Below are 20,342 nucleotides of genomic sequence, written 5' to 3'. Positions count from 1 at the left end.
CCGGACGCTTGCCCGACCGGCCGGCAGCGATCTCATCAATGCCCGCTGCGCAGCAGCTCCCTGGGCACGTACTTGCCGATTTCGTACTTGCCGATGGCCGCACGGTGCACTTCATCCGGGCCGTCCGCCAGGCGCAAGGTGCGTTGCATGGCGTACATGTAGGCCAGGGGGAAGTCATTGGACACGCCCGCCCCGCCGTGAATCTGGATCGCCCTGTCGATCACCCGCAGCGCTACGTTTGGCGCCACGACCTTGATCTGGGCAATCTCGCTCTTGGCCACCTTGTTACCCACGGTGTCCATCATGTACGCGGCCTTCAGGGTCAACAGCCGAGCCATGTCGATCTCCATTCGCGAGTCGGCGATCTTGTCGATGTTGCCCCCCAGGCGAGCCAGGGGCTTGCCGAACGCGGTGCGATTCACCGCACGCTTGCACATCAGCTCCAGCGCACGCTCGGCCATGCCGATCGAGCGCATGCAGTGATGAATGCGCCCCGGGCCAAGACGCCCCTGGGCAATCTCGAAACCGCGACCCTCGCCCAGCAGCACATTCTCGTAGGGCACCCGAACGTTGTCGAACAGCACCTCGGCGTGGCCGTGAGGCGCATCGTCGTAGCCGAACACCGGCAGCGGACGGACGATCTTCACCCCGGGGGTATCCACCGGCACCAGGATCATCGAGTGCTGCTGGTGGCGTGGCGCATCGGGGTTGCTCAGGCCCATGAAGATCAGGATCTTGCACCGCGGATCACAGGCGCCGGAGGTCCACCACTTCTTGCCGTTGATCAGCCACTGGTCGCCGTCGCGCACCGCGCGGGCGGCCATGTTGGTGGCGTCGGACGAAGCCACGTCCGGCTCGGTCATGGCGAACGCGGAGCGGATCTCGCCGCGCAGCAGCGGCTCCAGCCAGCGCTGCTTCTGCTCTTCATTGGCATAGCGCACCAGCACTTCCATGTTGCCGGTATCCGGCGCCGAGCAGTTGAACGGCTCGGGGCCCAGCAGCGAACGGCCCATGATCTCCGCCAGTGGCGCGTACTCAAGGTTGGTCAGACCGGCACCCAGTTCCGACTCAGGCAGAAACAAATTCCACAGACCTTCAGCCTTGGCCTTGAGTTTGAGCTCTTCCATGATGGCGGTCGGCTGCCAGCGATCGCCTTCGGCAACCTGACGCTCGAAGACCGCTTCAGCCGGATAAACATAGGCATCCATGAACGCGGTGACGCGCTCACGCAGCTCCTGAACCTTGGGGGAATAGGCGAATTCCATGGGCAGTTCTACCTTTTTGAAGAACGGGTGTTGGGGGACTGAAATCGATGCTAGATCAGCTACGAAAATTTACCTAGCCTATTCTCGGCGTGTATTAACATTCATCACCGATATATGATCGGCTGATCCGAAAGGCTTCCGAGCCTCCCTCACAGGCCCTAACAATAAGAGTGCAGCGCCATGAATCTGAGCAAGGTCGACCTCAACCTCTTCATCGTTTTCGACGCGATCTACACCGAAGCCAACCTGACCCGCGCCGGGCAGATCGTCGGCATCACCCAGCCGGCGGTGTCCAACGCCCTGGCGCGTCTGCGCGAGACCTTCAACGATCCGCTGTTCGTCAGGACCGCCCAGGGCATGGTGCCCACCCCCATGGCACAGAACATCATCGGTCCGGTGCGCAATGCCTTGTCGCTGCTGCGGGTTTCAGTCCAGGAAAGTCGGATCTTCAACCCTCTGCAAGCGGTCAAGACCTACCGCATCAGCATGACCGACCTGACCGAGGCGGTGATCCTGCCGCCGCTGTTCCAGCGCCTGCGCCGCCTGGCACCGGCGGTGATCATCGAAAGCTTTCTGTCCAAGCGCCGGGAAACCACCAAGGAACTGGCGGCCGGGCGCCTGGACTTTGCCGTGGACGCCCCCCTCAACACCGACCCGCAAGTGCGCCATGTCAAGCTCATGGAAGACCGTTATGTGTGCGCCATGCGCAAGGGCCACCCCCTGGCCGGCAAGGAAAAATTCACCCTGGACGATTACCTGTCCCTGACCCACATCCATATCTCCAGCCGTCGCAGCGGCCTGGGCCATGTCGACCTGGCCCTGGGCAAGATGGGCATCCAGCGCAAGATCGCCCTGCGCTCCCAGCACTACCTGATGGCCTCCCAAGTGCTGCAACAGACCGATATGGTGATGACCGTGCCGGAGCGCTTTGCCCGGCGCCATGACCTGCAGGCATTCAATCTGCCGGTCCATGACGTACCGCCCGTGGAAACCCACTTGTATTGGCACGAAAGCACCGACCAGGACCCGGCCAACCGCTGGATGCGCGAGCAGATGATCGAGTTGTGCCAGCAGGTGACCGCCTACGAGAAGAAGCTCGACCAGCAGACCGCCTGACCCCTTCGCCGGCAAGCCCTCACGGCAGCAGCCGGCTTGCCGGCGAACGGGATAGACGCGGATTGCTTGACGTATACGTAAACCTGCCTTTAGCTTAGCGCCAAGTCCCACCTTGAGCGCCTCCATGAGCAGCCAGACCTACAGCATCTCCGACCTCGCCCGCGAGCTCGACATCACCACCCGGGCCATCCGCTTCTATGAAGAGCAGGGCCTGCTGGCCCCCGAGCGCCGCGGCCAGGAACGCATCTACTCGCCCCGGGACAAGGTCAGCCTGAAGCTGATCCTGCGGGGCAAGCGCATCGGCTTTTCCCTGGCCGAGTGCCGTGAACTGATCGAACTCTATGACCCCAGCAGCGGCAACCTCAAACAGTTGCACAGCATGCTGGCCAAGATCAGCGAGCGCCGTGAGCAGCTTGAACAGCAGTTGCTCGACATCGAACAGATGAAGCTGGAACTGGACACCGCCGAAGAGCGCTGCACCCAGGCACTGCAACAGACCCTCCAGAACCAGAACAACCCCGTCCAATAATCCCCGGGACACCTGCGCGGCTCGTGCCGGCACCCGCCCTCCTCCATAGAAGGTGAACCTGTATGTCACTCCCCAGCCATGTACGCCTGATCGAAGTCGGTCCCCGCGATGGCCTGCAGAACGAAGCCCGGCCCATCAGCGTCGACGACAAGGTGCAATTGGTCGATGCCCTGACCGCAGCGGGCCTGGGCTATATAGAAGTCGGCAGTTTCGTCTCGCCCAAGTGGGTGCCGCAGATGGCCGGCTCGGCCGAGGTTTTTGCCCGCATCCAGCGCAAGCCGGGGGTGGTCTACGGCGCGCTGGCGCCGAACCTGCGGGGCTTCGAGGACGCTCTGGCGGCCGGGGTCAAGGAAGTCGCGGTGTTCGCCGCCGCGTCGGAATCGTTCTCCCAGCGCAACATCAATTGCTCCATCAGCGAAAGCCTGGAGCGCTTCGTGCCGATCATGGACGCCGCCAAACAGCACGGGATCAGCGTGCGCGGCTACGTGTCCTGCGTACTGGGCTGTCCCTATGAAGGCGAAGTGGCTGCGGAACAAGTCGCGCTGGTTGCCCGCGAACTGTACGCCATGGGCTGCTACGAGGTGTCCCTGGGCGACACCATCGGCACCGGCACCGCCGGCGCCACCCGCCGCATGTTCGACGTGGTAGGCGCCCAGGTGCCACGGGACAAGCTCGCCGGTCACTTTCATGACACCTATGGCCAGGCCCTGGCCAACGTCTACGCCAGCCTGCTGGAGGGCATCGCGGTGTTCGACAGCTCGATCGCCGGTCTCGGCGGCTGCCCCTATGCCAAGGGCGCCAGCGGTAACGTCGCCACCGAAGACGTCCTCTACCTGCTCAATGGCCTGGGCATTCACACCGGTATCGACATGGACCGCCTGATCGATGCCGGTCGGCAGATCTGCGCGGTACTGGAGCGTCCGAGCGGCTCCCGGGTGGCCAAGGCGCGTAACGCCGGCTGAGTCAGTGTGCGGCCGGGTGTTACCGGTCGCTCTGAACCGCGGCTGGAACGAGTAACACGGAAACAGTTTGTCGATTTTCTTGTGGTACAGGTTGTCCTACAAAATCATCAACTCATTGATTTAAAAGAACTTTAAAAAGTTGGCACGGCTTCTGCTATCTCTATGGCATAACAAGAATAAAAAGCAGCAAACCTAATAAAAATAAGACGTAACGACTCTGACATAACAAAAACAACACGACAGAGACGCAGCTAACAGATTTTTTTGGAGAGGATGTAGTGTGCAGGAGGGCTTGCAAGAGCCACCCGCAACCGGTCAGAGAACAATAAAACTACCCTGAGGTAGCTCCCGAACTGGTTGGATCGCCCTGGCGACACATTAGATCAGCGCTCAAAAAAATACGTTTGCTCTTGATCCCGGATGGGGATCGCCCAAAACAGCAGCAAAGGGCCACGGTTGCCAAAAACAACAACAGACCGCCCCTCAATAATAAAAAAAGAGCACGCAACGACAAATTAAAGGGGAGCTTCGGCTCCCCTTTGTGCTTTGCGCGATTCGACTTGACCTGTCCTTCCTCGCCCCTGAAGCGTGCACCCGTACAGATGCACGCCCCAGCAACGCTCAGACCTTGGCCACCTGCTCGCGCAGCTCCTCGATGCTGATTTCCCGCATGCGGAATTTCTGGATCTTGCCGGTCACCGTCATCGGAAACTCCTCGACGAACTTGAAGTAGCGCGGCGTCTTGAAATGGGCAATGCGCTCCTTGCACCAGGCCTGCAGCTCCACTTCATTGGCGCAATGCCCGGGGTGGAATTTGATCCAGGCGACGATCTCCTCACCGTACCTGGCGCAGGGAATACCGATCACCTGCACATCGGCCACGGCAGGATGAGTGAAGAAGAACTCTTCCAGCTCCCGCGGGTAAATGTTCTCGCCACCGCGAATGATCATGTCCTTGTTGCGCCCGGCGATGCACACATAGCCCTGCTCGTTCATGGTCGCCAGGTCGCCGGTGTGCATCCAGCCGGCCTGATCGATGGACTCACTGGTGCCCTGGGGATTGTTCCAGTAGCCGAGCATCACGCTGTAACCGCGGGTACAGAGCTCGCCGATAGTGCCCCGCGGCACCACATTGCCGGCCTCGTCGATGATCTTGCTCTCCAGATGGGGCTGGGTACGCCCCACCGTGGTGACCCGCAACTCCAGATCGTCGGCAGGACCGGTCTGCAACGACACGGGACTGGTTTCGGTCATGCCATAGGCAATCTGCACTTCGCTCATGTGCATCTCGCTGATGACCCGGCGCATTACCTCGATCGGGCAAGTGGCGCCGGCCATGATCCCGGTGCGCAGGCTCGACAGGTCGAACTCGCCACGCCGGGGCTGATCGAGCAGGGCGATGAACATGGTAGGCACCCCGTACAAACCGGTCGCCCGCTCCTCGGCCACCGCGTTCAGGGTCAGCAATGGGTCGAAGGCGTCGTTGGGGTAGATCATGGTGGTGCCGTGGGTGATACAGCTCAGGTTGCCCATGACCATGCCAAAGCAGTGGTACAGCGGCACCGGGATGACCAGGCGATCCGCCGCTGTCAGGCCCAGGCTCTCCCCCACCATGTAACCGTTGTTGAGGATGTTGTAGTGACTCAGGGTCGCGCCCTTGGGAAAGCCCGTGGTGCCCGAGGTGTACTGGATATTCACCGGCTGGTCGAAATCCAGGCTGTCCTGGCGCGCCTGCAGTTGCTCGGCAGTGGTCCCGGCGGCCAGGTCGGTCAACTGCGACCAGGGCAGAAAGCCGGAGGGCGGCTGCGCGTGCAGGCTGATCACCCCACGCAACTCGGGCAGGCGCTCACAGTGCAATTGGCCGATGGATTGCTCCGCCAGTTCGGGGATCAGGCCCTGGAGCATGCCGTGGTAATCGGAAGTCTTGAACGCCCCGGCACAGATCAGCCACTGGCAGCCGGACTGCTTGAGCACATATTCCAACTCGGAACTGCGATAGGCCGGGTTGATGTTCACCAGGATCGCGCCGATCTTGGCGCTGGCCAGTTGCGCGATGCACCATTGAGCGCAGTTGGGTGCCCAGATTCCCAGGCGATCCCCCGTGTCCAGCCCCAAGGCCAGCAGCGCCCGGGCATGCAGATCCACGGCCTCGCGCAACTGCTGCCAGGTGTAACGCAACTGCTGATGACGCACCACCAGAGCCTCGCCCTGAGGATAGGCGGCGACAGTGTTGTCGAAAGCCTGGCCGATGGTCAGCGCGAGCAACGGCTTGTCTTGCGTACCACAGGTGTAGCTGCGATCCGGCTGGAAACCCGAGTGTTCCATGACGACCCCTATTGTCTTTATTAGTGGGTGTTCAGGAGCCAGGCGAAAGGTGCAAAAAAGCCTGGCTCCAATCGAAAGCCCTGTTACTCTGGCGCAAGTTGACGTTTACGTAAAGGGCGATTGACAGCCTTCGGTCGCAGGTTTACGTTAACGTAAAGGTGAGAGCCCGACAGCGCCGCTCTCCACGTCCTCCTCTCAATAAAAACAAGTGTGAAGGTGCCCACGCCATGAGTTATCCGACCCTGAACTTCGCCCTCGGTGAAACCATCGACATGCTGCGCCAGCAGGTCCAGGCCTTCGTCAAGGCCGAACTGGCACCGCGGGCCGCCCAGATCGATGTCGACAACCTGTTTCCCGCCGACATGTGGCGCAAGTTCGGTGACATGGGCCTCTTGGGCATCACCGTGGCGGAAGAGTACGGCGGCGCCGGCCTGGGCTACCTGGCGCACGTGGTGGCCATGGAAGAGATCAGCCGCGGCTCGGCCTCGGTGGCGCTGTCCTACGGCGCGCACTCCAACCTCTGCGTGAACCAGATCAACCGCAACGGCAACCACGAGCAGAAGAGCAAGTACCTGCCCAAGCTGATCAGCGGCGAACACATCGGCGCCCTGGCCATGAGCGAACCCAACGCCGGCTCCGACGTGGTGTCGATGAAGCTGCGGGCCGACAAGCGCGGCGACCGCTTCGTCCTCAACGGCAGCAAGACCTGGATCACCAACGGCCCCGACGCCAACACCTATGTGATCTACGCCAAGACCGACCTGGAGAAAGGTCCCCACGGCATCACCGCCTTCATCGTCGAGCGCGACTGGAAAGGCTTCAGCCGCAGCAACAAGTTCGACAAGCTGGGCATGCGCGGCTCCAACACCTGCGAGCTGTTCTTCGATGACGTGGAAGTACCGGAGGAAAATATCCTCGGCGTGCTCAACGGTGGCGTCAAAGTGCTGATGAGCGGCCTGGACTACGAGCGCGTGGTGCTCTCCGGCGGCCCGACCGGGATCATGCAGGCCTGCATGGACCTGGTGGTGCCCTACATTCACGACCGCAAGCAGTTCGGCCAGAGCATCGGCGAATTCCAGCTGATCCAGGGCAAGATCGCCGACATGTACACCCAGCTCAACGCCAGCCGCGCCTACCTGTACGCGGTGGCCCAGGCCTGCGAACGCGGCGAAACCACCCGCAAGGACGCCGCCGGGGTGATTCTCTACAGCGCCGAACGCGCAACGCAGATGGCCCTGGATGCGATCCAGATCCTCGGCGGCAACGGCTACATCAATGAATTCCCCGCCGGCCGCCTGCTGCGCGACGCCAAGCTCTACGAGATCGGTGCCGGCACCAGCGAGATCCGGCGCATGCTGATCGGTCGCGAACTGTTCAACGAAACCAAGTAAGAGCAGCCGCACGTTGCGAGCGACAAGCGGCAAGCCAAAGCTGCCGTAATACCGACTTACTTTTGCAGCTTGAAGCGTGTCGCTTGAAGCTGCCGTAGGCCCTCCGATGATTCTGAAGTCTCAGCTCAACCCGAAATCCCCCGAGTTCGCGCAGAACGCGGCCAGCATGCTGGCCCAGGTCGACGCCCTGCACACCCTGCTCGCCCAGGTCCAGCAAGGCGGTGGCGCCAAGGCCCAGGAGCGCCACACTTCCCGGGGCAAACTGCTGCCGCGCGAACGTATCAACCGCCTGCTCGATCCTGGCTCGCCCTTCCTTGAACTCAGCCCCCTGGCCGCCTACGAGGTCTATGGCGAAGACGTGCCGGCCGCCGGGCTGATTGCCGGCATCGGCCGGGTGGAAGGCATCGAGTGCATGATCGTGGCCAACGACGCCACGGTGAAAGGCGGTTCCTACTACCCACTGACGGTGAAAAAGCACCTGCGGGCCCAGACCATCGCCCAGCAAAACCGCCTGCCCTGCATCTATCTGGTGGACTCCGGCGGCGCCAACCTGCCACGCCAGGACGAAGTATTCCCGGATCGCGAGCACTTCGGCCGCATCTTTTTCAACCAGGCCAACATGAGCGCCCAGGGCATCCCGCAGATCGCCGTGGTCATGGGGTCCTGCACCGCCGGTGGCGCCTACGTACCGGCCATGGCAGACGAAGCCATCATGGTTCGTGAACAGGCGACCATCTTCCTTGCCGGCCCGCCCCTGGTGAAAGCCGCCACCGGTGAAGTGGTGAGTGCCGAAGACCTGGGCGGTGCCGACGTGCACTGCAAGGTTTCCGGAGTCGCCGACCACTACGCCGACAGCGACGAACACGCCCTGGCCCTGGCACGGCGCAGCGTGGCCAACCTCAACTGGCACAAGCAGGGGCAATTGCAGCAACGCACCCCGATCGCTCCGCTGTATGCGGGCGATGAGCTCTATGGTGTGGTGCCGGCCGATGCCAAGCAGCCATTCGATGTCCGCGAAGTCATTGCCCGGCTGGTGGACGGCTCGCTGTTCGATGAATTCAAGGCCCTGTTCGGCACCACCCTGGTCTGCGGTTTTGCCCATCTGCATGGTTATCCGGTGGCCATTCTCGCCAACAACGGCATCCTGTTCGCCGAAGCCGCGCAAAAAGGCGCGCACTTCATCGAACTGGCCTGCCAGCGCGGCATTCCCCTGCTGTTCCTGCAGAACATCACCGGCTTCATGGTGGGGCAGAAATACGAAGCCGGCGGTATCGCCAAGCACGGCGCCAAGCTGGTGACCGCGGTGGCCTGCGCCAAGGTGCCGAAACTCACCGTGATCATCGGCGGCAGCTTCGGCGCCGGTAACTACGGCATGTGCGGCCGCGCCTATGACCCGCGCTTTTTGTGGATGTGGCCCAATGCGCGAATTGGCGTGATGGGCGCCGAACAGGCGGCCGGGGTGCTGGTTCAGGTCAAGCGCGAGCAGGCCGAACGCAGTGGACAGCCGTTCGACGCCGCCCAGGAAGCCGAGATCAAGCAGCCGATCCTCGATCAGTACGAGCACCAGGGGCACCCCTACTACTCCAGTGCACGACTGTGGGACGACGGCGTCATAGACCCGGCGCAAACCCGTGACGTACTGGCCCTGGCCCTGTCCGCGGCCCTCAACGCCCCCATCGAACAGAGCCGCTTCGGCGTGTTCCGCATGTAATCCTGCGCGAGAAGAACATGAGCGACTTCAATACCCTGGAACTGCTGCGCGACCCCCGTGGCTTCGCCACCCTGTGGCTCAGCCGCGAAACCAAGAACAACGCCTTCAACGCCGAGATGATCCGCGAGCTGATCCTCGCCCTGGATCAGGTCCAGGCCGACCCGAGCCTGCGTTTCCTGTTGCTGCGCGGACGCGGCCGGCACTTCAGCGCCGGCGCCGACCTGGCCTGGATGCAGCAGTCGGCCGAACTCGACTACCAGACCAACCTCGACGACGCCCGGGAACTGGCGGAGCTGATGTACAACCTGGCCAAGCTGAAAATCCCCACCCTGGCGGTGGTGCAAGGCGCAGCCTTCGGCGGAGCCCTGGGCCTGATCAGTTGCTGCGACATGGCGATCGGCACCGACGACGCCCAGTTCTGCCTGTCGGAAGTGCGCATCGGCCTGGCACCGGCGGTCATCAGCCCATTCGTGGTCCAGGCCATCGGTGAACGCGCCGCCCGGCGCTATGCCCTCACCGCCGAGCGCTTTGGCGGCCAACGCGCGCGGGACATCGGCTTGCTGGCGGAAAGCTACCCGGCTGCCGAGCTGGAGCAGCAGGTCGAGTATTGGATCGACAATCTGCTGCTCAACAGTCCCCAGGCCATGCGCGCCAGCAAGGACCTGTTGCGGGAAGTCGGCAACGGCGCCCTGACCACGGCCCTGCGTCGCTACTGTGAGAACGCCATTGCGCGCATCCGGGTCAGCGCCGAAGGCCAGGAAGGCCTGCGGGCGTTCCTGGAGAAACGCCCGCCCAGCTGGCAGCCCACGACCACCACCAAGGAGCCCCGCTCATGAGCGCCCCTGTTCTAGACACCCTGCTGGTGGCCAACCGCGGCGAGATCGCCTGCCGCGTGATGCGCACCGCCAAGGCCCTGGGCCTGACCACCGTGGCCGTGCACAGCGCCACCGACCGTGACGCCCGGCACAGCCGCGAGGCGGATATCCGTGTTGATCTGGGCGGCAGCAAGGCCGCCGACAGCTACCTGCAGATCGATAAGCTCATCGCTGCCGCCAAAGCCAGCGGCGCCCAGGCCATTCACCCCGGCTACGGCTTTCTCTCGGAGAACGCCGGTTTTGCCCGAGCCATTGAAGCGGCGGGCCTGATCTTTCTGGGGCCGCCCGCCTCGGCCATCGACGCCATGGGTAGCAAATCGGCGGCCAAGGCACTGATGGAAACCGCCGGGGTGCCGTTGGTGCCGGGTTATCACGGCGAAGCCCAGGACCTGGAAACCTTCCGCAGCGCCGCCGAGCGCATCGGCTACCCGGTGCTGCTCAAGGCCACCGCAGGCGGCGGCGGCAAGGGCATGAAGGTGGTCGAGGACGTCAGCCAGCTGGCTGAAGCCCTGGCCTCGGCGCAGCGCGAAGCCCAGTCGTCCTTCGGCGACTCGCGGATGCTGGTGGAAAAGTACCTGCTCAAGCCACGACACGTGGAGATCCAGGTATTTGCCGACCAACACGGCAACTGCCTGTACCTCAACGAGCGCGACTGTTCGATCCAGCGTCGCCACCAGAAAGTGGTCGAGGAAGCCCCCGCTCCGGGCCTTGGCCCTGAGCTGCGCAAGGCCATGGGCGAAGCGGCCGTGCGTGCCGCTCAGGCCATCGGCTATGTCGGCGCCGGCACCGTGGAGTTTCTCCTGGACGCCCGCGGCGAATTCTTCTTCATGGAGATGAATACCCGCCTGCAGGTGGAGCATCCGGTCACCGAGGCCATTACCGGGCTGGACCTGGTGGCCTGGCAAATCCGCGTGGCCCGGGGCGAAGCCCTGCCCCTCAGCCAGGAACAGGTGCCGCTGCTGGGACACGCCATTGAAGTACGCCTTTACGCCGAAGATCCGGGCAACGATTTTCTGCCGGCCACCGGCCGCCTCGACCTGTATCGGGAGTCCGCCGCGGGACCGGGGCGCCGGGTGGACAGTGGAGTCGAGGAAGGCGACAGCGTGTCGCCCTTCTACGATCCGATGCTGGGCAAACTGATCGCCTGGGGCGAGAACCGCGAGCAGGCCCGCCTGCGTCTGTTGAGCATGCTCGACGAGTTCGCCATCGGCGGCCTGAAAACCAACCTGGCGTTCCTGCGGCGCATCATTGCCCATCCGGCATTTGCCCAAGCACAACTGGATACCGGATTTATCCCACGCTATCAGGAGCAACTCCTGCCAGCGCCAGGCGAATTGACCACGGACTTCTGGCAGGCGGCGGCCCAGGCCTTTGCGCAAAGTCAGCCGCAGCGCACGCGCGCTGACGATCCCCAATCGCCCTGGTCGACGCTCAACGGCTGGCGCAGTGGCCTGCCGGCCCAGACCAGCCTGCACCTGAGCTGCGCCGGCCAGGACCGGGCCATCAGCCTTGGGGCTCATTCCCCCGCCTATCAGTTGCAAAACGAGCGCCTGTGGGTCGAGCAACAGGGACTGCGTCGTGAACATCGCGCCATTCGCCGTGGCGACACCCTGTACCTGCACTGGCACGGCGACATGCACGCCATCACCGCCTACGATCCGATCGCCGCGGCCGATGCCAGTCACAGTCAGCATGGCGGGCTCACAGCACCGATGAACGGCAGCATCGTGCGGGTGCTGGTCGCTGTCGGACAAAGCGTCGAGGCCGGTGCGCAACTGGTGGTACTGGAAGCCATGAAGATGGAGCACAGCATCCGCGCGCCCCAGGCCGGGATCATCAAGGCCCTGTACTGTCAGGAAGGTGAAATGGTCAGCGAAGGCAGTGCCTTGGTGGAGTTGGAGTAACTCTATCAATAAGAAAGCCCCTTCCTACTTGTAGGAAGGGGCTCTTTAACGAAGTTAAAACTTCGCAGTTGCTTGTACGACTACACCAATAACCCGGCACTCATCGCTGTAGAGCATCTTTGGATAAGTGGGATTGAGTGGTACCAGATAACGCTGACCGCCCTCTTGTACCAACTTGCGGAAGATCGCCTCGTCATTCCCCGGACACTGCACGACCAGCAACTTCCCAGGCTCGGCAGCAACGGCCGGATCCACCAGGATCAGCATGCCCTGGCTGATGCTCAGGCCGCTTGGCGCGATCATCGCGTCACCGACCACCACCAGCCAGAAGGCTGCCCCCTGCGCCTGATAATCGGAAAGCTCATAACGCTCGGGGACATAGGCCGACTGGCCACTTTCCCGGACTTCTCCGACCACCCGCCAGTCACTGACCGGATAACGGAAATACGGGTTGTACTTGTGCTGCAAGGACGGCTCGTCCACCAAGGGTTCGCCATCATCGCCGAGCATGGGTTTCTCGCGGACCACCAGGGCAACTTCAAGAAAGCCCATGCCGATCTCTTCGAGCACCCGATTCATGTCTTCGATTTTCGGCTGGCGACGCTTGCTCAGCCAATGACCGATACCACCTTGAGACATGCCCAGACGCTCGGCGAGTTTTTCCTGTGTGACCTTGCGGCCTTTCATGTTGGCTTTAACCAACTCGATCCATTTGTCCATGGGCCGAACAATACGTTGTGTATTTCCCGCCTCAACACACAAGTTGTAGTATTTGAAATCTCGTCACAATTACAATACGTATTAACATCGTTCCTACCCCTCTCTCCTAATCTCAATCAGGGCAGAACACTTCATGAACACAAGCAGCAAGGATGTGCAGGAATTCGATACAGAGGCCACATTGAACGCGCTCAAGGATAGCGATGCGGCACGACGAGCGATGGACTACTACTTGAAACCCGCCATTAGCGGACCAAGCAAGGAGGAAAAGTTTTTCGAGATCAGGCGCAGCCTGAGCAGTGAGGAAGCCATGATCCACGCATCCGATCTATTGCGCTGCGCAGCGGCCACCGCGTATGACGCCGCCAACCATCTGCAAGGCGCCAACCGTGACCTGGCGTTTTCGGTGGTGCACATGATCGACCTGGCCAAGGCCCTGGTGGACAAGTGCCTGGAGTGCCAGCGTTGTGGGTCAAGCTAGGAGGCATGCGCCCTTCCCCACAGGAGGGTGGACAAGAGGGCAAGGCAAAAGGGGAGGATTATTTAACGAGACACGAGGAAAATCATTTGACTTGCAAATGATAATGATTATTATTGCAGGCAACTGATCGCGAGATCGGTCGATAACCCAAAGGACCTTAGGTCGGACCTTTGGATTATCTCCTCATCAGGCTAATCACGGTTTTTGACCCGGCTTTTTGCCGGGTCTTTTTTTTGCCAGTTTTTCTGGCTTGGCTTCAGGCTAATGAAGACGTGGGTGCTGCTAAAAATAATGGCGGCGATGATAGCAAAAGAATGTCCTTTTGCAAGTCAGCACCTGGCGCCATGCTCCGGGTAAAGAAAAAAGTAGCGCTTGAGAATCAATCGCATAGCCACTAAGCTGCTTCGGCGTCAAGGACGACGCCCCCCCTTCTATTACCCTCTCCAGTGTGTAGAGTGACGGTCATAACAATCCTGTACAGGAGCCGAACATGACCGTGGGCAATCACGCTTCGTTTCAAATCACTGCCGATTTCGACAGTGGCAACATCAAGGTGCTGGACATCAGCAATCCATTGCAGGCCCTGCTGGCCATCCGCCCGGATACCCAGAGCCCGCATTTCCAGTGGTTTCACTTCAAGGTCAGCGGCCTGCATGTCGGCCAGGAACACTGGTTCCGCCTGACCAATGCCAGCCAGTCCTCCTACAACAAGGCCTGGACCGGCTACCAGACTGTCGCCTCCTATGACCATGTGAACTGGTTTCGCGTACCGACGATCTTCGAAGGCGACGCGCTGCGCTTCAATCTGGAAGCCACCCAGACCCACGCCTGGTTCGCCTATTTCGAACCCTACAGCCGCGGGCGCCACGACTGGCTGATCGACCAGGCCTTGAGCAAGGCCGGGGCCCAATTGCTGGCGGTGGGCAAAAGCGTCGAGGGCCGGGATATCCAGCTGCTGCGCAAGGGCAGCGGCGAGCAAGGCCGGCGCAAGCTGTGGATCATCGCCCAGCAGCACCCCGGCGAGCATATGGCCGAGTGGTTCATGGAAGGCGTGATCGAGCGCCTGCAGCATCGGGACGACCCGCAACTCAATGCACTGCTGGCCAAGGCCGACCTGTACCTGGTGCCGAACATGAACCCGGATGGCGCGTTCCATGGCCACCTGCGGACCAACGCCAAGGGCCAGGACCTGAATCGCGCCTGGCAGGACGCCAGTCAGGAGCTCAGCCCCGAAGTGCTGTTCGTCCAGCAGCAGATGGAAAAGTACGGCGTCGACCTGTTCCTCGATGTGCACGGCGATGAAGAGATTCCCTACGTGTTCACCGCCGGCTGCGAAGGCAACCCGGGCTACACACCACGCCTGGCGGCACTCGAAGAGCAGTTCCGCAGCCACCTGAAGCACCAGACCCGGGATTTCCAGACCACCCACGGTTACGCCCGGGACAATCCCGGAGCGGCCAACATGACCCTGGCCTGCAACGCCGTCGGGGAAAAATACGACTGCCTGTCATTGACCCTGGAGATGCCCTTCAAGGATCACGACGATGCCCCCAACCCGGTAACCGGCTGGTCGGGCAAGCGCTCCATGCAACTGGGCAAGGATGTACTGAGTACCCTCGCCGATCTGGTAGACAGCCTGCGCTAGGCCATCCCGACGACTGCGGGAAGCGCTCCCGCAGTCGTCATGCGCTCACGACGCCGGCACCCGCAGGCAATCGTCGGGCCCCAGCAAGCGCCCATCCGCCGTACGCAGTTCCAGTGCCGGCAGCGGTTGCCCGGTTTCCCGGTCGACCATTCGCGAATGCGCCTCGCCTTCCTTGTAGAAAAACGCCTCGCCCCATTGGCGCAAACCGATGATCAGAGGAAACAGCCCCCTGCCCTTCTCCGTCAGCACGTACTCCTGATAGGCACTGCCATCGGAGGCCGGCACAACCGCCAGCACCCCATGTTCCACCAAGGTCCGCAGGCGCGTGGCGAGAATGTTCTTGGCCATGCCCAGATTGCGCTGGAACTCGCCAAAACGGCGGATGCCGTCAAAGGCATCACGCACGATCAGTAACGACCACCAGTCACCAATGGCGTCCAATGAACGAGCCACCGGGCACTCGGCATCTTGCAGGCTAGTGCGTTTGACCATGCTGGGAGTTCTCCAAACGGGCAGCGGAAAAGTGGTTGCAATATAAAACCACGATCACTACCGTACAACTGGTTTCATAACAAAACCACATACGGAGTCCGCCATGTCATCTGAATCCTCAACCCCTTCGCCACTTTCAGCCAAGGTGGTGCTGTTGTTCGCCGTGGCCTGCGGGCTGGCGGTGGGCAACGTGTACTACGCCCAACCGCTGCTGGACGCCATGGCCCAGGCCTTCGACCTGGCGCCGGCCACGGTGGGCATCGTCATCACCCTGACTCAGGTGGGTTACGGCCTGGGCCTGCTGTTGCTGGTGCCCCTGGGCGACCTGCTCAATCGCCGGCGCTTGATCGTCAGCCAGACCCTGCTGTCGGTCCTGGCCCTGTCGACGGTGGCCTTGGCCCCCAACAGTGCCTGGCTGTTGCTGGGCATGACCTGCACCGGCCTGCTGGCGGTCGTGACCCAGGTGCTGGTGGCCTATGCCGCCCACCTGACGCCGGTCGCTCAGCGCGGACGGGTGGTGGGCATGGTCACCAGCGGCATCGTGGTGGGCATTCTCCTGGCCCGTACCGTGGCCGGGACCATGGCCGATCTGGCGGGCTGGCGCTCGGTGTACCTGCTCTCGGCCGGACTGACCCTGCTGGTGGCCCTGGCCTTGTGGAAAGTGCTGCCGACCGCGGAACAGCCACCCACGGTGCAACGCTACGGGCAACTGCTCGGCTCCCTGTTGCTGTTGTTCAAGGAGGAAAAGGTCCTGCGCGACCGGGCGGTCCTGGCCATGCTGATCTTCGCTGCCGGCACGGTGCTATGGACCCCACTGGTGCTGCCCCTGAGCGCCCCACCGCTGTCGCTGTCACACACCCAGATCGGCCTGTTTGGCCTGGCCGGCGCCGCAGGCGCCCTGGGCGCGGCACGGGCCGGGCACCTGGCGGATCGCGGGTTGGCGCAATGGACCAGCGGCCTGGCCCTGACGCTGATGCTGCTGTCCTGGTTGCCCCTGGCCTTGACCCAATCCTCCCTGTGGGCCCTGCTCCTGGGGGTGATCACCTTCGACCTGGGCCTGCAGGCGGTACACGTCACCAGCCAGAGCCTGATCTACAGCGTGCGGCCCCATGCCCAGAGCCGCCTGGCGGCCGGTTACATGCTGTTCTACTCGGCCGGCAGCGCCGGCGGCTCCATCGCCGCCACTGCCACCTATGCCTGGGCCGGCTGGACCGGAGTGTGCCTGCTGGGCGCGGCCATCAACGGCGTGGCACTGCTCTACTGGTTGTGGAGCCTGAACCCCGGACAACACCCGGCCACGGCGCCCGATGCCCGCTCGGCGCGCCCATAGCGGGTTCGCCCGAACGTGCTTTCCCCTTCAGCCCCGCGGCTGCTTTGCACCAGCTCGTCAGCATGGCGCGGCCGGCCCGGGCAAGACCGAGCAACAGCGCCTCGGACGGACGGCGAAATCAGTGGCGCGACGGTTTCTAGAACCCCACATCCAGCACCACGTTGTCGACATAGGTGCCGGCTGGCGGGGTGCTCTGGTCGGTATAGATCCGGGCGTTGTAGTTGAAGATCTGGCTGCCGGTGCCCAGGCCGTTGCCCGGGTTGACCTCGGCATCGGTACTGGAGCGCCGGGCACTGCCGACACTGCCCCAGCGAGTGTTGCCGGCACTCTTGAAGATGTCATAGGCCAGGTAGTTGCCACTGGAAATCATCCGCCGCCGACCACCCGCGCTCACCGGCTGCTGGCCATCGCTCAAACCCACGGTATAGGCACTGCCCTTGGTGCAGGCCAGGTTGATGGTCTGCCCGGTCACCGTGGCAAAGGCGCTGACCACCGGCGCACTGCCGAAGCTGATGTTGGGCGCGGTGATCACGCAATCGTTGGACACCGTCATGTTGACCGTCAGGGCCTGGGTGCCGCTGCCGATGTCGCGGCCCAGGCAGGCCCCCAGGGCGCCGATCCCGGCGCAGTAGTTCCAGCTCCAGAAGATGCTCAGGTTCTCGGTGTAGATCCCGGCCGCCACGTTGCTGCCGGTGATGGTCCCCATGTAGATCGGCACGGTCTTGGCCACGGTCGGGCTGCCCAGCAGACCCAGCAGATCGATGATCGAGTTGCGGGCAAAGTCGAACTGCACCCCCCGAGTAATCGGGTAGCTGGTGCTGTTGTTGGCGTACAGGGTGTAGCCGATGACATCGCCGGTGGGGCCGACCAGGCCGCTGGTGGTGGACGTGATGGTGGCGTAGAAATGGTCGCTGCTGGCCAGCAGGCTCAGCAGCGAGCCGGTGCAGCTCAGGCCGGCATTGGTGGTGGAGGCCGGCTGCGAAGTGGTGCGCACCAGGATCGAGCTGAGCGTGCCGAACCCCGCCGGCGCGGTACTGACCGTGGTGCACAGCGCCTGGGCCGACAGCGCCAGCATGCTGGCCAAGAGTCCTGTCATTGCCTGTCGCCAGCCCTTGAATCTGCCCACGCCTCGCCCTCCCTTGCGCCTTGATCCTGCCGTTACTGACAGACCAGCGGGCCGATCAGCGGCACCTGCTGCTGTTGCAGATCCATGTCGAACTGCGCATGACAGCGCTGGCCATCGGCCAGGCCGACTTCCAGGCTGTTGTGTTGCGCAAGGTTCTCCAGATACACCAGCCCATCCCAGCCAACCACCGCCCGGGCCCCGCTCGGCTGGTGCGTCACGCTGCTCCCCAGAGGCAACTCCCGTTGCTGGGCATCCACCAGCACCACGCTGGCGGCGATCACCCGGGCCAGGGGAAATTCCAGCAGATAGCCGCTGCCCCGGCGTACCGCCACCCGCTGCTCGACATTCGGACTCTGCACGTTGGCCGGCAGGTTCAGCGGATCGATCTCGTACTTGCCCCGGTAGTAGGCGCTGCTCCAGGGCACCAGCAGGTGGCCGCTGGCGTCGGTCCGGCCCACCAACTGGTTTTCATAGCGCACCGGTATGTCCGGGTAGCCGCCGGTACTGACCACCACGAAGGCGTCGTCGATCTGGTTGGCGGCGAACACCTGACGGTCCATCCACACCAGCGAACCACTGGCATCGGCCCAGCGAGTCTCGGCTTCGCGGGTGCCATAGACCCCGGCTTGCAGGCGCACCGACTGCAGGCGCCAGGTGGCATCCGCCTGCCGATAGTCGGCGCCGTCGCCGGTGGCATACCCCAGGTTGTAACCAACACCGCCGTCAAGCGGCACCGAGCGACTGAAATTGACCCGCTGGCGGTTTTCCCCGGTCTTGCTGCGCTCGTTGCTCAGGCTCAGGCTGCCGTGCAGATCGAAGGGAATCACCAGTTGTGCCTGCATGGCCCACTGGCTGTCGCCGATTTCCCGGTTGGCCGACAGGTAGAAACTGCTGTTGTGCCACAGCGGTTTGCTCCAGGTCAGATTGAGCAAGCGGGTGCGGCTCGAATCGGCGGCCAGCACATCGAAATAACCGGCCCCCAGGCTGCCGTAACGCTCCAGATTGAGGCTCAGGGTCAGTTGCTCGCTGCGCTGGCTGAGGCGGGTGTAGGGGCTGTCGAGCAGACTCAGGTCGGCGTACTGGTCGCGACGCTGCATGCGCTGGTAGGCCAGGCTGAAACGCTGGTTGTTGTACTGGTAGCCGAAGCTGAACTGCTGGCCGCCACTGCCGTCGAAGCGGCTCTGGCTGAGCGCGGTATTGAGCACGCCGAACTGCCCCAGGCGCAGGTTGCCGCCCAATCCGCCCAGCGTCAGGGAGTCCGCGGCTTCGGCATGGGCCTCCAGGGTCAGGCTGTCGCTCAGGCCATGGCGCAGGCTGCCGGAAGCGACGCCCGGGCCATAGCCGAAATCACGCAAGCTGTAGTCGCGACGCAGGTTGCCTGCGGCCAGCGAGAAATCCGTCAGGCCCTGGTGCAGCAAGGTGCTGGTGACGTAGAACGGCACCGTGGTCGACACCTGCCGTCCCAGGGCATCGGTGGTCACCACCACCGCCTCTCCCGCGCCGTTGATGAAGGGAATGTTGGTCAGGGTATAGGGACCGGGTTGCAACTCGCTGCTGCTGGCCTTGTAGCCGTTGATGAACAGGTCCAGCGAGGACGGCACCGCCGCTTCCCCGGCAAACTGCGGCAAGGGATAGGTCACCAGGTCCGGACGCACGGCAAAGTCCCGCGACAGCTGGACCCCGCCCAGGCGCACCGAACTGCTCCAGGGCAAGGCGCTGCTCACCACGTCACCCGCCTCGTAGGTCAGCAGGCGCTCCTCATCGGAAAAACGCCAAGTGGTGTCGTAGCGCCGATAGCCATTGTTCAGCGAAGCGCTTTCAACCCCGGACAGGGTCCGCCGGTACTGCCCGGTATTGGACAAGGTGCCCCAGGTGTCGAACAGCCGCACTTCGTTCCAGGCCGCCAGGTACGTGCCGCCGTCGTCGGTGTCATTGAGGTACAGGTCATAGTTGAGCAGCGCGCCGAAACTGCTCAGCGCCGGGGTGCGCGGATAGGCCTGGCGACTGCCGATGAACTGCTCCGGCAGCCAGTCCGGCGGCACATCCAGCAGCAAGCGCTGGCCCTGGCTGTCGTAATCGCTGTGCAGCTGCGGCAGGCTCTCCAGATCCACCTCGCTGCCCAGCCCCTGCGGCAGCTTGATCCCGGCCTCCTGCAGCGTCTGCAGCGGCATGAACAGTCGTCCGGCGCGCTGCTCCACCGCCACCACCTTGCCCGTGTTCATCCGATTGATCACCAACTCCAGAAACAACTGCGCATCGGCCATCGACTCCAGGCTGCTGGGCGGCGGCGGTAACTCGCCGGCCTGGAGCGGACCACTCAGCATCACGCCCCACAGACCGGCCAGCAGCCCTTGCAAGCGCCAGAAACGACGAGCCGGATCCCGGCTCATGGCGGATTCAAGTCCATCTATGGACATCTCCATCCCAAGGCGAATGCGCCATCGCGCTCACAGCCGTGCGTAGCTCTGCC

The 20,342-nt window shown here is 63.0% G+C and carries 17 protein-coding genes; 11 read left to right on the top strand and 6 right to left on the bottom strand.

Translation table 11 applies throughout. The features are described from left to right. Nucleotides 1-35: 35 nt before the first annotated feature. Entirely contained in the window at nucleotides 36-1,265 is a 1,230-nt protein-coding gene (locus tag ACMGG8_RS14825) for an acyl-CoA dehydrogenase (RefSeq protein WP_060844115.1), read from the bottom strand. A gap of 180 nt (nucleotides 1,266-1,445) precedes the next feature. Here ACMGG8_RS14825 and ACMGG8_RS14820 point away from each other — a divergent pair, with 180 nt between their 5' ends. The 3 genes from ACMGG8_RS14820 (at nucleotide 1,446) to ACMGG8_RS14810 (ending at nucleotide 3,872) form a co-directional block, all read left to right on the top strand. Next, complete coding sequence (locus ACMGG8_RS14820) at nucleotides 1,446-2,381, top strand: LysR family transcriptional regulator (protein ID WP_060840155.1); 936 nt, start codon at nucleotides 1,446-1,448, stop codon at nucleotides 2,379-2,381. Nucleotides 2,382-2,505: 124 nt separating this feature from the next. Beyond that, nucleotides 2,506-2,910 (top strand): MerR family transcriptional regulator, encoded by a 405-nt coding sequence (locus ACMGG8_RS14815; RefSeq protein WP_060840156.1) that lies wholly within the window; start codon nucleotides 2,506-2,508, stop codon nucleotides 2,908-2,910. 62 nt (nucleotides 2,911-2,972) lie between these two features. Further along, a complete protein-coding gene (locus ACMGG8_RS14810; RefSeq protein WP_060840157.1) occupies nucleotides 2,973-3,872 on the top strand; it encodes a hydroxymethylglutaryl-CoA lyase in 900 nt (299 codons plus the stop codon). A 621-nt stretch (nucleotides 3,873-4,493) separates the two neighbouring features. Here the strand turns inward: ACMGG8_RS14810 and ACMGG8_RS14805 are convergent. Further along, entirely contained in the window at nucleotides 4,494-6,197 is a 1,704-nt protein-coding gene (locus ACMGG8_RS14805) for an AMP-binding protein (RefSeq protein WP_414159811.1), read from the bottom strand. A gap of 227 nt (nucleotides 6,198-6,424) precedes the next feature. Between ACMGG8_RS14805 and ACMGG8_RS14800 the strand changes: the two genes are divergently transcribed. The 4 genes from ACMGG8_RS14800 to ACMGG8_RS14785 all read left to right on the top strand — a co-directional run bounded on the left by ACMGG8_RS14800 (nucleotide 6,425) and on the right by ACMGG8_RS14785 (nucleotide 12,078). Continuing rightward, nucleotides 6,425-7,588, top strand: coding sequence for an isovaleryl-CoA dehydrogenase (locus tag ACMGG8_RS14800; RefSeq protein ID WP_060840159.1), 1,164 nt, complete (start codon nucleotides 6,425-6,427; stop codon nucleotides 7,586-7,588). Nucleotides 7,589-7,694: 106 nt separating this feature from the next. Continuing rightward, nucleotides 7,695-9,299, top strand: a complete 1,605-nt coding sequence (locus tag ACMGG8_RS14795; RefSeq protein ID WP_060840160.1) for a carboxyl transferase domain-containing protein — start codon at nucleotides 7,695-7,697, stop codon at nucleotides 9,297-9,299. 17 nt (nucleotides 9,300-9,316) lie between these two features. Next, entirely contained in the window at nucleotides 9,317-10,135 is an 819-nt protein-coding gene (locus ACMGG8_RS14790) for a gamma-carboxygeranoyl-CoA hydratase (RefSeq protein WP_060840161.1), read from the top strand. Beyond that, complete coding sequence (locus ACMGG8_RS14785; protein WP_414159810.1) at nucleotides 10,132-12,078, top strand: acetyl/propionyl/methylcrotonyl-CoA carboxylase subunit alpha; 1,947 nt, start codon at nucleotides 10,132-10,134, stop codon at nucleotides 12,076-12,078. Before ACMGG8_RS14790 ends, ACMGG8_RS14785 begins: the two co-directional genes overlap by 4 nt. A gap of 54 nt (nucleotides 12,079-12,132) precedes the next feature. Here the strand turns inward: ACMGG8_RS14785 and ACMGG8_RS14780 are convergent, their stop codons facing one another. Continuing rightward, a complete protein-coding gene (locus tag ACMGG8_RS14780) occupies nucleotides 12,133-12,798 on the bottom strand; it encodes a LexA family protein (protein WP_060840163.1) in 666 nt (221 codons plus the stop codon). A 133-nt stretch (nucleotides 12,799-12,931) separates the two neighbouring features. Between ACMGG8_RS14780 and ACMGG8_RS14775 the strand changes: the two genes are divergently transcribed. The 3 genes from ACMGG8_RS14775 (at nucleotide 12,932) to ACMGG8_RS14765 (ending at nucleotide 14,924) form a co-directional block, all read left to right on the top strand. Then, nucleotides 12,932-13,279 carry a DUF6124 family protein gene (locus ACMGG8_RS14775; RefSeq protein ID WP_060840164.1) on the top strand — a complete coding sequence of 116 codons (348 nt, stop codon included), beginning with the start codon at nucleotides 12,932-12,934 and terminating at the stop codon, nucleotides 13,277-13,279. Nucleotides 13,280-13,449: 170 nt separating this feature from the next. Next, nucleotides 13,450-13,677 (top strand): hypothetical protein, encoded by a 228-nt coding sequence (locus ACMGG8_RS14770; protein WP_158552878.1) that lies wholly within the window; start codon nucleotides 13,450-13,452, stop codon nucleotides 13,675-13,677. A 92-nt stretch (nucleotides 13,678-13,769) separates the two neighbouring features. After that, complete coding sequence (locus ACMGG8_RS14765; protein WP_414159809.1) at nucleotides 13,770-14,924, top strand: M14-type cytosolic carboxypeptidase; 1,155 nt, start codon at nucleotides 13,770-13,772, stop codon at nucleotides 14,922-14,924. Between the two features lie 45 nt (nucleotides 14,925-14,969). Here the strand turns inward: ACMGG8_RS14765 and ACMGG8_RS14760 are convergent, their stop codons facing one another. Beyond that, nucleotides 14,970-15,416, bottom strand: coding sequence for a winged helix-turn-helix transcriptional regulator (locus tag ACMGG8_RS14760; RefSeq protein WP_060840166.1), 447 nt, complete (start codon nucleotides 15,414-15,416; stop codon nucleotides 14,970-14,972). Nucleotides 15,417-15,519: 103 nt separating this feature from the next. Here ACMGG8_RS14760 and ACMGG8_RS14755 point away from each other — a divergent pair, with 103 nt between their 5' ends. Next, nucleotides 15,520-16,746 (top strand): MFS transporter, encoded by a 1,227-nt coding sequence (locus ACMGG8_RS14755; RefSeq protein ID WP_060840167.1) that lies wholly within the window; start codon nucleotides 15,520-15,522, stop codon nucleotides 16,744-16,746. A gap of 136 nt (nucleotides 16,747-16,882) precedes the next feature. Here the strand turns inward: ACMGG8_RS14755 and ACMGG8_RS14750 are convergent, their stop codons facing one another. Both ACMGG8_RS14750 and ACMGG8_RS14745 read right to left on the bottom strand, forming a co-directional pair. Then, a complete protein-coding gene (locus ACMGG8_RS14750) occupies nucleotides 16,883-17,842 on the bottom strand; it encodes a spore coat U domain-containing protein (RefSeq protein ID WP_414159808.1) in 960 nt (319 codons plus the stop codon). A 62-nt stretch (nucleotides 17,843-17,904) separates the two neighbouring features. Further along, on the bottom strand, nucleotides 17,905-20,262 hold the full coding sequence (locus ACMGG8_RS14745; RefSeq protein ID WP_060840169.1) for a fimbria/pilus outer membrane usher protein: 2,358 nt from the start codon (nucleotides 20,260-20,262) through the stop codon (nucleotides 17,905-17,907). Nucleotides 20,263-20,342 lie beyond the last annotated feature (80 nt).

This window comes from Pseudomonas sp. BNK-45, from assembly GCF_047456255.1.
GTDB lineage: Bacteria > Pseudomonadota > Gammaproteobacteria > Pseudomonadales > Pseudomonadaceae > Aquipseudomonas.
Note: the sequence above shows the minus strand (reverse complement) of the source record. Positions and strands in the feature narration are given on the sequence as shown.

What these genes read in the sequence shown, in the direction of transcription:
- ACMGG8_RS14765 (WP_414159809.1), top strand. Translation starts at nt 13,770, where the DNA reads ATGACCGTGGGCAATCACGCTTCGTTTCAAATCACTGCCGATTTCGAC.
- ACMGG8_RS14790 (WP_060840161.1), top strand. Translation starts at nt 9,317, where the DNA reads ATGAGCGACTTCAATACCCTGGAACTGCTGCGCGACCCCCGTGGCTTC.
- ACMGG8_RS14820 (WP_060840155.1), top strand. Translation starts at nt 1,446, where the DNA reads ATGAATCTGAGCAAGGTCGACCTCAACCTCTTCATCGTTTTCGACGCG.
- ACMGG8_RS14755 (WP_060840167.1), top strand. Translation starts at nt 15,520, where the DNA reads ATGTCATCTGAATCCTCAACCCCTTCGCCACTTTCAGCCAAGGTGGTG.
- ACMGG8_RS14785 (WP_414159810.1), top strand. Translation starts at nt 10,132, where the DNA reads ATGAGCGCCCCTGTTCTAGACACCCTGCTGGTGGCCAACCGCGGCGAG.
- ACMGG8_RS14780 (WP_060840163.1), bottom strand. Translation starts at nt 12,798, where the DNA reads ATGGACAAATGGATCGAGTTGGTTAAAGCCAACATGAAAGGCCGCAAG.
- ACMGG8_RS14800 (WP_060840159.1), top strand. Translation starts at nt 6,425, where the DNA reads ATGAGTTATCCGACCCTGAACTTCGCCCTCGGTGAAACCATCGACATG.
- ACMGG8_RS14760 (WP_060840166.1), bottom strand. Translation starts at nt 15,416, where the DNA reads ATGGTCAAACGCACTAGCCTGCAAGATGCCGAGTGCCCGGTGGCTCGT.
- ACMGG8_RS14815 (WP_060840156.1), top strand. Translation starts at nt 2,506, where the DNA reads ATGAGCAGCCAGACCTACAGCATCTCCGACCTCGCCCGCGAGCTCGAC.
- ACMGG8_RS14775 (WP_060840164.1), top strand. Translation starts at nt 12,932, where the DNA reads ATGAACACAAGCAGCAAGGATGTGCAGGAATTCGATACAGAGGCCACA.
- ACMGG8_RS14750 (WP_414159808.1), bottom strand. Translation starts at nt 17,842, where the DNA reads ATGACAGGACTCTTGGCCAGCATGCTGGCGCTGTCGGCCCAGGCGCTG.
- ACMGG8_RS14825 (WP_060844115.1), bottom strand. Translation starts at nt 1,265, where the DNA reads ATGGAATTCGCCTATTCCCCCAAGGTTCAGGAGCTGCGTGAGCGCGTC.
- ACMGG8_RS14745 (WP_060840169.1), bottom strand. Translation starts at nt 20,262, where the DNA reads ATGAGCCGGGATCCGGCTCGTCGTTTCTGGCGCTTGCAAGGGCTGCTG.
- ACMGG8_RS14795 (WP_060840160.1), top strand. Translation starts at nt 7,695, where the DNA reads ATGATTCTGAAGTCTCAGCTCAACCCGAAATCCCCCGAGTTCGCGCAG.
- ACMGG8_RS14810 (WP_060840157.1), top strand. Translation starts at nt 2,973, where the DNA reads ATGTCACTCCCCAGCCATGTACGCCTGATCGAAGTCGGTCCCCGCGAT.
- ACMGG8_RS14805 (WP_414159811.1), bottom strand. Translation starts at nt 6,197, where the DNA reads ATGGAACACTCGGGTTTCCAGCCGGATCGCAGCTACACCTGTGGTACG.